The organism is Acinetobacter sp. NIPH 542, assembly GCF_000369825.1.
In the GTDB taxonomy this organism is placed as follows: domain Bacteria; phylum Pseudomonadota; class Gammaproteobacteria; order Pseudomonadales; family Moraxellaceae; genus Acinetobacter; species Acinetobacter oleivorans.
In genome coordinates this window covers 1,895,624-1,907,618 of sequence record NZ_KB850206.1, presented here as the reverse complement: position 1 = coordinate 1,907,618, position 11,995 = coordinate 1,895,624, and the positions used below count along the sequence as shown (strand labels likewise).

Below are 11,995 nucleotides of genomic sequence, written 5' to 3'. Positions count from 1 at the left end.
GTTTTGAAGAAATATGAAAAAAAATATTTTGTTTGATGGGTTACGTTCCGTCGCCCGCATTGGTGAAACAGCAGTGGTTGCGGCCAAAGCTGGAATTAAATACGCAACTGAAAAACCAAGTAATGCCAAACTCATGCGAGAGACTTTTGAGTCACTTGGTTCAACTTATATTAAGCTTGGTCAGTTTATTGCGAGTACTCCATCGCTTTTCCCGCGAGAATATGTAGAAGAATTTCAAGGTTGTTTAGACCAGACACCAACACTCCCATTTAGTTATATTCAAGGTGTGCTTGCGTCTGAATTTGAAGGGCGTGATTTAAGCCAAATTTTTAGCTACATCGATGAAAAGCCATTAGCTTCTGCTTCAATTGCTCAGGTTCATGCAGCTAAGCTGACCACAGGTGAAGATGTTGTTATTAAAGTACAAAAGCCTGGCGTTGAAACCATTTTATATACCGACTTAAGTGTGGTGCATTGGGCTGCCAAGCTACTTGAACGTGCAGTACCAAAAATCAAATTTGCTGCTCTTTCCGAAATTGTTGATGAAATTAAAAGCCGTATGGTTCGTGAAGTCGATTTCATTGAAGAAGCACAAAACTTAGATGACTTTATTGAATATCTGAATATTTCACAAAACAAAGCTGCGACTGCGCCTAAAGTTTATCATCAGTTTTCTACACGTCGTGTCTTAACTATGCAACGCCTATACGGTGTGTCTTTGACAGACTTTAGTGTTGTAAAACAATATGCTAAAGATCCATCGCAAGTACTCATTACTGCCATGAATACATGGTTCGGTAGCCTCATGCTATGTAAGAGTTTCCATGCGGATTTACATGCTGGAAACCTAATGTTGCTTGAAGATGGTCGAATTGGTTTTATCGATTTTGGTATTGTCGGTCAGTTAAAGCCAGAAGTCTGGACAGCATGTATGGCCTTTATGGATGCATTGCAAAAAACTGATTATCAGGCAATGGCTGAAAATATGCTGAAAATGGGTATGACTCATAACAAAGTTGATGTTGATGTATTAGCACAAGATTTGGAGCGCTTATTTAATGGCGTATTAATGTCTGACCCTCAACAAATTCTCGCTTCAAATCCAGCTGATTTAAACGATATCATGATGGATATGGTAGGGGTTGGTGAGCGCCACGGTATTAAATTCCCACGTGATTTTGCCTTGTTATTTAAGCAAATGCTTTATTTCGATCGTTTTATGCGCGTACTCGCACCATATACTGATATTTATGCAGACCAACGTTTGAAAATGGTTCAAAATATGGAACCTGCTTCGTTGTTAAAGCACTAAGGTCAGTTTAAATTTATGGATGCCATTATTATTGAAGGCTTGAAGGTTGAGACAGTGATTGGCTGTTTCAACTGGGAAAGACAAATTATTCAACCTTTAATGTTGGATTTAACCATCCATAATGATTTGAGCCGAGCAGCAGAGTCTGACAAACTTGAGGACACACTCAACTATGCCCAGATTTGTGAGTTATCGGCTCAAACCATTCAACAAGCTAAACCTGAATTAATTGAACATGCAGCACATCTTGTTTTGAAATGTTTGTTTGAAACCTTTCCAACAGTTGAAAAAATTACCATAACCATCCGTAAGCCCGCCATCATTGCAGAAGCTAATGCTGTAGGAATTCGTCTTGAACGCACCAGAAACAATTTTTGCGCTCGCCCTAGCGAGTAATTTAGACGCAGATCAGCACTTTACTTTTGCGTATACGCAATTAGCAACTTTGGGGAAAGTGCAGTTTTCATCTGTTTATCAAATTCCATGCCGAGATGGTATTGGAGATGATTATTGGAATTCAGCATGTCTATTAAAAAGCACTTTATCGTGTGACCAAATTGAATCTTTTTTAAAGAAACTTGAGTTAGATTCGGGGCGTGTTCGTCCATCGCATCATATCTCATTAGATGTAGATTTGATTGCATGGGGAAGTGATCTGGACCATATGCAATTTAATTCTAAAAAATTACCTTTGGCACTTGATGTAAAAATTCCTTTATATGAACTTTGGTCTTGTGAAACCTTAAAGGCTGATAGCATGCTTTATCCAGTCGTTAACTTTAAAGTTTAAAGGCTTTCAAATTAGATTTTACGCAAACTTTACGCGGTCTTTAATTTCCTCAATAGAGAATTTACGGGCATTTTATCCATACTGAAATTCACTAAATTAGTGTTATTTCAGGACAATAAAGATGCTTATAAATTCTCAAATGCGCATCTTGCATCAGTCTGGCATTGTGTTATGCGGACTTAAAACAAATGATATTTCTTCATCTCTCCTTATTTCCAGTTTGGCAAATCAAGCCAAGGGGTATAGAGGAGAATAGCCATGTTAGAACTTATACTTGTTTTATTTATTGCTATTTTTCTAGCATGGTGCCTCGGTAAATATCTATCCAAAGTGATGACAAATCAGCCGATGGCGGGCGATGGATTATTTCGCTGGATTGAAAATCCTGTTTATCGCTTGTTAGGTATATCTTCACAACAACAAATGAACTGGAAACAATATTCTCTAGCATTTGTTGTTAGCTGTGTTTTTCTAGCTATAGCCGTTTTTGCTATTTTTATGACACAAGCATGGCTACCATTAAATCCAAATCATGCACCAAATATGAGTTGGGATTTAGCATTACACACGGTTATTTCATTTTTAACTAATACCAATCAACAGCATTATTCTGGGCAAGCTCAATTATCTTATTTGTCGCAAATGACAGGTATTGTGGGCTTGCAAGTCATTACTCCAATGATGGGGCTAGCTTTGGTGGTTGCGACCTTAAGAGCTTTCTTTTATCAACGTCCTAACCATATTGCAGCCGATGTTGCCGAGCAACCAGATCAAATTTTGATTGGGAATTATTGGGCAGATGTAATTCGCCCTACAGTCCGATTCTTGCTTCCGCTCTGTTTCGTCTGGTCGTTATTGCTCAACAGCCAAGGCGTACCAGCGACTTTCCAAGGCGGGCCTGAAGTACAGCTGATTGATAAAGCGAATACCATACAAACCCAAAAAATTCCATTAGGTCCAGTTGCACCAATGGTCGCGATTAAGCAATTGGGAAGTAATGGTGGCGGTTGGTATGGTCCAAATAGTAGTGTGCCTTTAGAAAATCCAACACCGCTTTCTAATTTATTAGAAATGATTGCGATATTACTCATTCCACTTACCGTGATTTTTATGGTGGGACATTTTACCCAGCGTAAAAAATTTGCCTACTTTGTGTTTGGCAGCATGCTTTTCATGTCGATTATTTCAGGTGCAGCGGCTGTCTGGTCTGAGAGTATGTCATCGACAGCATCTCAACTTGCCGTAATGGAAGGTAAAGAACAACGTTTTGGACCAGTCGCATCAGCAGTTTGGGCAGCGATCACTACGCAGGTGAATAACGGTTCGGTCAATATGATGCATGATTCTTCTGCTCCGCTTACTGGTTTAGTCGAACTCATCAATATGTTGATTAATGCGATTTGGGGTGGTGTGGGCTGTGGTCTGCAACAATTTATGATTTATCTATTACTTGCAGTATTTATTGCAGGTTTAATGACAGGCCGTACCCCTGAATTGTTTGGGCGCAAGATTGAAGCAGCAGAAATTAAATTGCTCGCGATTATTATCTTGATTCAACCTTTAGTCATTCTTGCATTTACCGCATTAAGCCTCAGCATTCCAGGCATATCTGGAATTAGTAATCCGGGACCACATGGTATTAGCCAAGTGTTCTACGAATATGTTTCTGCATTTGCCAACAATGGTTCAGGTTTTGAAGGTCTTGGAGACAACACTGTATGGTGGAATGTCACTTGTAGTATCGCTCTACTGTTAGGACGTTTTCCGACATTAATTTTGCCATTAATGATTGCGACACGTTTAGCAGCAAAAAGAAAAGCACCCGAAACAGCAGGTAGTCTTCAAGTTGAAACTCCAACCTTTGGTTTAACGCTGATTACGATTGTTGTGTTGCTTACCTTATTACAATTTATGCCAGTTCTTGTCCTTGGGCCTATTGCCGATCAACTTTTGTTGGTTAAAGGCTAAGGAGGCGAGTGAAAATGAATACACAAACTCATGTAAATAGCCATAAACAAACTATGGCAGTGCCAAATTTTGAAGTTTGGAAAAATGCATTTGTGAAACTGCTACCGCAGCATGCAGTTAAAAACCCTGTGATGGCAATTGTATGGCTTGGAACAGTGGTTACTGCAATTAGTACATTCTTGGGTTACACCACGCTGTTATTTGGTTTCGCGGTTACAGCAATTCTGTTTATTACCATTTTATTTGCCAACTATGCTGAAGCGGTTGCAGAAGCCAGAGGTCGCGGGCAGGCATCTTCATTACGTGCAGCAAGAGAAAATTTAACGGCTCGAAGACTCAACTCTTTGACAGACCGTCAAACCACCCAAATAGCAGCTACTGAACTTCATTTAAATGATTTTATTGAAGTACATGCAGGTGAGCTTGTTCCAGCCGACGGTGAGATTGTAGAAGGCTTTGCAACTATTAATGAATCAGCTGTTACAGGTGAGTCAGCACCTGTGTTACGTGAAGCTGGAACAGACCGTTCAGGTGTTATTGGCGGAACCAAAGTTCTGACAGATCGTATTGTTGTGCAAGTGACTGCTGAATCTGGTCAAAGTTTCTTAGACCGTATGATTGCTTTGGTTGAAGGCTCAAATCGCCAAAAAACACCGAATGAGATTGCGCTTGGCTTCTTATTAATGGTGATGACAATCACGTTTTTAATTGTCGTGATTAGCCTGCCATTTATTGCCAAGTATTTGCATATTGAACTTGATCCAGTTGTGCTCGTGGCGTTATTGGTCTGCCTGATTCCAACAACGATTGGTGGCTTATTACCTGCGATTGGTATTGCGGGGATGAACCGTGCACTCAAAGCCAATGTTTTGGCAAAATCAGGTAAAGCTGTAGAAGTTGCGGGTGACATTGATGTGCTTTTACTTGATAAAACAGGAACCATTACTTATGGTGACCGTCAAGCGACTTCTTTTTATCCTTTAACTTCGGTAACTGAGTCGGAGTTGAGAGCCGCTGCTTGGGTAAGTTCTCTTGCTGACCCAACACCAGAAGGGAAATCGATTGTTAAGTTAGCAAAAGAGCAAGGTCTAAAACAGCAAGAACCTGAGCAAGCCGAATTTATCTCTTTTAGTGCTTCGACTCGAATTTCCGGTGTGAATTTACCGAGTGGTGACCAAATTCGTAAGGGTGCTTTAGATGCAATCTTAAAGTTTGTAGATGAAGATTATTCTCAAGATTTAGAGTTAAAAGCACGTGTTGAACAAGTTGCCAAAAAAGGGGCAACACCATTGGTTGTCGCAAATCAACATCATGTATTGGGTGTGATTGAACTCTCCGATGTGATTAAACATGGCATTAAAGAACGTTTTGCCCGTTTAAGAGAAATGGGCATCAAAACCGTCATGGTCACAGGTGATAACCCATTAACTGCTGCTGCGATTGCTGCTGAAGCGGGTGTAGATGACTATATTGCCGAAGCAAAACCAGAAGATAAATTGGCTTGTATTCGTACTGAACAACAACAAGGTCGTTTAGTTGCAATGGTTGGTGACGGAACCAACGATGCACCAGCACTAGCACAAGCCGATATTGGCTTAGCCATGAACTCGGGGACACAAGCTGCAAAAGAAGCTGGCAATATGGTCGATTTAGACTCTGACCCAACCAAACTACTTGCTGTGGTTGAAATTGGTAAACAGCAGTTGATTACTCGTGGTGCTTTAACAACGTTTTCTTTAGCAAATGACGTCTCTAAATACTTTGCCATCTTGCCTGCATTGTTCGCTGCTGCGATTCCACAAATGCAAGTATTGAATGTAATGCACTTAGCAAGTCCAAGCAGTGCGATTTTATCTGCATTAATTTTTAACGCGATTATTATTCCGTTATTAATTCCAATTGCACTCCGAGGCGTGAAATTTAAACCTTCAACTGCAACTCAGTTACTACGTCGAAATATGTTGATTTATGGGGTGGGCGGTGTGGTTCTACCATTCATTGCCATTAAAGCGATTGATGTTGTGATTGTTCAACTATTTGGTTTGTAATCTGGAGTTTGAAATGAAAACTTATGTACAAAATTCAGAAGCAAATTTGGGTCAGACCTTAAGAGCATCTTTGGGATTATTAATTTTTACTTTAGTTGGCTGTGGTGCTGTTTATAGTGCGATTGCTACAGGTGCGGGACAGGTGCTATTTAACAATCAAGCGAATGGTAGTTTGATTGAAATAGATCATAAAGTTTTAGGGTCAAAATTAGTCGCTCAGCCATTTGTGGGAGAGGCTTATTTTCATCCGCGTCCTTCAGCAGTCGCTTATGACCCGATGGCTATGGCAGGTACAAACTTAGCTCGTACTAATCCTGAACTACAGCAACAAATTGATGCTCAGATTCTTGCGGTAAAAAAACAAAATCACACAGGTAATGCACCGATTCCAAGCGATTTGGTGACTAAATCGGGGAGTGGTATTGATCCGCATATTAGTCCTGAATCTGCTCAGTTACAGGTTGCTCGAGTGGCTCAAGCGCGTCATTTAGAGCCTAAGATTGTGGAAGAGCTTTTGCAAAAGCATATTGAACCGAAGCAGTTTGGTGTATTGGGGCAAGCTCGTGTTAATGTATTACAGCTCAATATTGCTTTAGATCAATTACAATCTACACATTAACTTAAAAATAAAGTTGTTAGTTTACCGGATGATATCAAGTGCAAAGCAATCGCGAAAATCAGGCTGAGGCCTTATTAAATCATGTCAACAGATATCAAGCCGGTCGACTAACGGTCTTTTTAGGTGCGGCACCTGGTGTTGGAAAAACCTATGCCATGCTTGCCCGCGCCAAAGAGTTATTTCAACAGGGCACAGATGTTGTTGTAGGTATTGTTGAAACTCATGGACGAATAGAAACTCTAAAAATTTTGGAAGGGTTGCCCCAAATTTCTAGAAAGGAAATGCAATATCAGGGGCATACTTTAGAAGAAATGGACCTCGATGCTATTTTGCTTAGGCATCCAGAAATTGTTTTGGTTGATGAGTTGGCTCATCGCAATATACCCAATAGTCGTCATGAAAGACGGTGGCAAGATGTCAATGAATTGCTAGACGCAGGTATTGATGTATTTACCACCATGAATATTCAGCATTTAGAAAGCCTAAATGATGTTGTTTACCAGATTACGGGGATTCGAGTAAATGAAACGGTACCAGATAGAGTGTTTGATCGTATTCGAGACATTCGCTTAATTGATTTACCTGTCAGTGAACTGATCGAAAGGCTCCATCAAGGAAAAGTCTATGTGCCAGAGCAAGCAAATCTGGCGTTACAAGGCTTTTTCAGCATTTCAAACTTAACTGCCTTACGTGAACTGGCAATGCAATGCGTTGCTGAACATGTCGATTCAGATTTAAAAGAGAGCTATGCCTCTAAAGGTTTGAAGTCTATCTCGTTGCAAAATGAATTAATGATTGCGATAGACGGACAAGGTTCTTCTGAATATTTAGTACGAGCAGGTTGTCGGCTAGCTGAACGCTATGGGGCAACATGGACTGTAGTGAATGTTGCTAAAAGTTTGAACTTTGGACAGAGTTCAGGAAACTCATATAAAAAAGAATATATTGAGATTGATCGTGCATTTGAATTGGCTCGGCAACTCGGTGGTCGAACAGAGGTTTTATATGGGCATCGAGTTGCGTCAGTATTAATGGATGCCGCCGTTGATCGAGGTATTTCCAATCTAGTCATTGGTAAAAGTATTTCGCCGTGGTGGTTAAAGTTATTTAAGAAAAATTTAGCTCAACAATTATTAAATCAAGAAAACTCGATTGCTTTAACCATTTTGCATCCAGAACAGGGTACTAAGAAGATCAATCAGATTGAAAAGCCGTCATTTTTATCATTAAAAGAAAGTATTTTTGTTCTAGCTGTTACATGTGCCAGTATTTTTATCGCTCACTTTGCCGAAGTTCTCTTAGGTATTGAAGATTTTTCTGTCATTTTTATTATTTCAGTTTTAATTGTAGCAACGAAAACTAGAATGCTTGCTGCGGTAGTAGCTGCTCTTATTTGTTTCTTGGCCTATAATTTTTTCTTTATTGCTCCACGTTTTACCCTACAAATTTCAGCACACCAAGGTGTGGTTACTGTTGTGGCTTTTTTTGCGGCAGCTTTAATTGCTGGGCGTTTGGCCTCTCAATTACGTCAGCAGGTTTTATCCTTAAAAGCTGCCAATGCTTACACTACGGTAATGCAAGATTTAGCGCGTAAGCTTTCTAGTGCAGTAAACCTTGAAGAAGTTATGCAAACAGGCCGAATGACTTTAGAAACCCAACTTCAAACGAAGGTGTGGATTTCTATTCAAGATAGAGTCATTTCATCTGATATAGAGCTAAGCGATAAAGAAAAAGTCGCTGCAGATTGGTGCTTAAAACACAGGCAGCCGTGCGGACGTTTTACCGATACACTCAGTCAGTCAAACTGGTGGTTTTTACCTCTTCTAGAACAGAAAAATAGCCTAGGTATAGTGGGAATTTACTTTAAGGATGATGTGGTTTCTCTAAATTTTGAGCAAAAGAAACTGACGGAAAGTGTAATTGAGTATATTGCACAAGCAGCACTGCGAACTCAATTGGTCAATGAACTTGAACAAGCAAAAGTCACCAGTGAAACAGAGCGATTACGTTCTGCTTTATTATCTTCGGTATCGCATGATTTACGTTCACCGCTTGCTTCTATTATTGGTGCAGCAGACACACTTGCCCATTTTAAAGCTGATATGTCAGAACAAGACCAACAGGATTTACTCGAAACCATTCATTTAGAAGGCGAACGCTTAGATCGTTATATTCAAAACCTACTTGATATGACACGTTTAGGACATGAAGGTCTATCTTTAAAAAGAGACTGGATTGGTGTGGATGAATTAATTGGTTCTGCAACCCGCCGTTTAAAGCGCTATAAACCAGATACTCAAGTGTCGGTTGAATTACCTGAACAAGCGATTAGTTTATATGTACACCCAGCACTGGTAGAGCAAGCCATTTTTAATGTTTTAGAAAATGCGGCAAACTTTTCACCTCCAGATGAATCTGTCATGATTCGTGCTCAACTTTCATCAGAAGATGAAGTTAAAATAGAAATTGAAGATAGAGGAGCGGGAATTCCTGAAGACGAAAGAAACCGCATTTTTGATATGTTTTACACCATGGAGCGTGGAGACCGTGGAAAATTTGGTACAGGTTTAGGGCTAACGATTGTTAAGGCAATTATTGGTGCTCATATGGGTACAATAGAAGCATTTTCAGGACGCCAAAATAAAGGTACTTTAATTCAAATCAGATTACCCATTCATCCAGTAAAAGAATAAGTTGTAAAGTCATGATAACTTCAGAAACATCTCCTGTAGAAACACGTATTGTGATTATTGATGATGAGCCTCAAATCCGTAAATTTTTAGACATCGCTTTAAGAACACAAAAATACAAAACTACGCTCTGTGAGACTGGTTACAAAGGCCTAGAAACTTTGGCGACCCAAGGTGCTGATTTGGTTATTCTTGACCTAGGTTTACCTGATTTAGATGGTAAAGAAGTACTCCAAGAATTACGTAGCTGGTCGAATGTGCCTGTTATTGTGTTATCTGTACGTGCCGATGAATATGAAAAAGTTGCTTTGCTCGATGCTGGCGCAAATGACTACATGAGCAAGCCTTTTAGTGTGCAAGAGCTTTTAGCGCGCATACGTGTCATTTTAAGAAACCAACCGATTCAGCAAGATGCACATGTATATGACGATGGTTATCTTAAAGTTGATGTTACGCAACGTTTGGTGTGGATCGAGCAACAGCCAATTACGTTAACTCGAAAAGAATTTCAACTTTTGACGTTATTAATGCGCTATCAAGGTCAGCTTTTAACACAGCCACAACTTTTAAAAGAATTATGGGGGCCAACCCATCAGGAAGATACGCATTATTTACGTATTTTAGTGGGGAAGTTACGTAGTAAGTTGGGGGATAACGCGATTCAACCACGCTATATTGCTACTGAACCTGGTGTTGGATTACGTTTTTTAGCTCAACAGAAAAATCATTAATGAGATATAAAAAAAACCTTAGGGAATTTCTCCCTAAGGGATTGCAAAGTGGTTTATATCTTTTAGCTTTTTTTATTTAAATATCCCAATGTTGTTCTGCTTCAGTCATTTGGCTGTAAATATTTTGATATTCAGCCTGTTTCACTGTGTACCAATGTTCGACAAAGTCAGCGCCTAAATATCCTTTTAAAATAAGACTTCCTTTAAATATTTTTAAGGCTTCTGGTTGGTTATTAGATAATAAAATGTGCTCGTCTTGAAATTTTAAAAGATGTGCAGGTTTTGGGAGCGGTAACTTATGAGATAAGCCATAAGACACGCCAGCTAAAATAGTCGCTGCAACCAGATAGGGGTTACAGTCGGCTCCAGCAACCCGATATTCTAAACGTTGATTTTGTACATCTGAACATGGAATTCGTATTGCGACATTACGGTTATTGGTATCCCAATTGGCTTCTAATGGCACATGATGACCAATTTTAAAACGTCTATAAGAATTAATATTAGGCGCTAAAATCGCCATGGATGCAGGCATTAACTCAATGAGTCCGCTAATCGCGTTTAGTAATTTGACGGAAAGCTCATCTTTTTTTTCTTCTGAGCTAAATATATTTTCATGGTATTGATTGAGTAGACTCATATGAAAATGCATGCCACTACCAGCTTTTGCTAAATTGGGCTTTGCCATGAAACAAGCAGTTAAGTCATGCTTTCTTGCGACTTGTTTTACAATTCTTTTTAAAGCATTAATTTGATCACAGAGCTTTAAAATATCATGGCTATGTTGGAGGTTTAACTCGTATTGTCCAGGTGATGATTCTGCAACAATAGCGGTAATTTCAATAGATTGAAGTAGGGCTGCTTTCTCAACTTCACCTAGGACTTGCTGATAGTTATTCGGTGCATCAATATCGAAACATTGGTTTTCTATGCAGGTTTCAGACTGATGCTGAGGTGAGAAAAGATAAAACTCTAGTTCGGCAGCCATGACAGGAAAATAATTGGTAGTCTGTAACTGATTTAATAATTTTTTTAATATATTGCGTGGTTCATAGTGACAATCTGAACCATCTTCTTCTTGCATGGATAGGTAAAGCTGGGCATTCAATTCAGGAGATAATGCACTGGGTTGCAAACTGCCTAAAATGGGTAGGCAAAGTCTGTCTGGTTCACCAATATATTTTCCTAAACCTGTCTCTTCAATCACTTTTCCATCTAGGCTCATAGCGTATACAGAAAGTGGAAAATAACAGCCATTGGATAGATTCTTTAAACTTTTAACATCAATTCGTTTGCCACGAATATGCCCGTTTAAGTCGTGCAGACAAATATCAATGTGTTGAGTGTGAGGGTATAAATTTAAATATTCATCAACCTCTTTTAAAAAAAGCTCGTAATTGAAAATGTGAGTTTGTGTTGGAGGAATAAAATCATCTGATATTTTAAATGCCTTAAAGTGAGGATTTTGTAAGTTTAAACTTGGGTAAATATGCGTACTCATTATAAAAAACCTTGGTGGTTATTTAGCTAAAATCCTACCTTAGCCTTGGAAGTTAATCGCGTAAAAAAAGAGTAAAATGATTAAACAGTAATTCATGAGTGGTTTTAGTTTTTTATTTTAATAATCATAAACTTGTAATTAATTTTTGAGGTAATTATTTTAAGTAAAATTAGTGTATAAAGGTCGTTTAAGAGTGAGCAAATTTCTGTGAATTTGATTTTTTTAATTAAATAATATTAACAATTATGACCTTTCAATTTGGTGAGAGGGTTAAACTGATTTAAACTTAAGACTTATCCAGTGAATCACTTATTTTTGAAGTCTTGAATAGAGCAG

9 protein-coding genes are annotated in these 11,995 nt (G+C 39.0%); 8 read left to right on the top strand and 1 reads right to left on the bottom strand.

Going from position 1 to position 11,995, the window contains the following annotated elements:
* Positions 1-13 precede the first annotated feature (13 nt).
* The 8 genes from F886_RS14370 to F886_RS14335 all read left to right on the top strand — a co-directional run bounded on the left by F886_RS14370 (position 14) and on the right by F886_RS14335 (position 10,158).
* Positions 14-1,312: an ABC1 kinase family protein gene (locus F886_RS14370; protein ID WP_005306693.1), complete on the top strand. Its 1,299-nt coding sequence runs from the start codon at positions 14-16 to the stop codon at positions 1,310-1,312.
* 15 nt (positions 1,313-1,327) lie between these two features.
* On the top strand, positions 1,328-1,708 hold the full coding sequence (gene folB, locus F886_RS14365; protein ID WP_005306690.1) for a dihydroneopterin aldolase: 381 nt from the start codon (positions 1,328-1,330) through the stop codon (positions 1,706-1,708).
* Positions 1,665-2,102, top strand: a complete 438-nt coding sequence (locus F886_RS14360) for a 2-amino-4-hydroxy-6-hydroxymethyldihydropteridine diphosphokinase (protein WP_005306687.1) — start codon at positions 1,665-1,667, stop codon at positions 2,100-2,102. Before folB ends, F886_RS14360 begins: the two co-directional genes overlap by 44 nt.
* 258 nt (positions 2,103-2,360) lie before the next feature.
* Complete coding sequence (gene kdpA / locus F886_RS14355) at positions 2,361-4,070, top strand: potassium-transporting ATPase subunit KdpA (RefSeq protein ID WP_005306684.1); 1,710 nt, start codon at positions 2,361-2,363, stop codon at positions 4,068-4,070.
* 8 nt (positions 4,071-4,078) lie between these two features.
* Entirely contained in the window at positions 4,079-6,118 is a 2,040-nt protein-coding gene (kdpB, locus tag F886_RS14350; protein ID WP_081402188.1) for a potassium-transporting ATPase subunit KdpB, read from the top strand.
* Positions 6,119-6,131: 13 nt separating this feature from the next.
* Entirely contained in the window at positions 6,132-6,737 is a 606-nt protein-coding gene (gene kdpC, locus F886_RS14345) for a potassium-transporting ATPase subunit KdpC (RefSeq protein ID WP_005306678.1), read from the top strand.
* Between the two features lie 38 nt (positions 6,738-6,775).
* Positions 6,776-9,430 (top strand): sensor histidine kinase, encoded by a 2,655-nt coding sequence (locus F886_RS14340; RefSeq protein WP_005306675.1) that lies wholly within the window; start codon positions 6,776-6,778, stop codon positions 9,428-9,430.
* 11 nt (positions 9,431-9,441) lie between these two features.
* The gene (locus F886_RS14335; protein WP_005306672.1) at positions 9,442-10,158 is read left to right on the top strand and encodes a response regulator; all 717 of its coding nucleotides are present in this window, start codon (positions 9,442-9,444) and stop codon (positions 10,156-10,158) included.
* A 76-nt stretch (positions 10,159-10,234) separates the two neighbouring features.
* On the opposite strand, the gene F886_RS14330 is transcribed toward F886_RS14335, so the two are convergent.
* Positions 10,235-11,659 carry a glutamine synthetase family protein gene (locus tag F886_RS14330; RefSeq protein WP_005306669.1) on the bottom strand — a complete coding sequence of 475 codons (1,425 nt, stop codon included), beginning with the start codon at positions 11,657-11,659 and terminating at the stop codon, positions 10,235-10,237.
* Positions 11,660-11,995 lie beyond the last annotated feature (336 nt).

Coding starts and splice junctions, on each gene's coding strand:
- F886_RS14335 (WP_005306672.1), top strand. CDS start 9,442: ATGATAACTTCAGAAACATCTCCTGTAGAAACACGTATTGTGATTATT.
- F886_RS14370 (WP_005306693.1), top strand. CDS start 14: ATGAAAAAAAATATTTTGTTTGATGGGTTACGTTCCGTCGCCCGCATT.
- kdpA (WP_005306684.1), top strand. CDS start 2,361: ATGTTAGAACTTATACTTGTTTTATTTATTGCTATTTTTCTAGCATGG.
- kdpC (WP_005306678.1), top strand. CDS start 6,132: ATGAAAACTTATGTACAAAATTCAGAAGCAAATTTGGGTCAGACCTTA.
- F886_RS14330 (WP_005306669.1), bottom strand. CDS start 11,659: ATGAGTACGCATATTTACCCAAGTTTAAACTTACAAAATCCTCACTTT.
- folB (WP_005306690.1), top strand. CDS start 1,328: ATGGATGCCATTATTATTGAAGGCTTGAAGGTTGAGACAGTGATTGGC.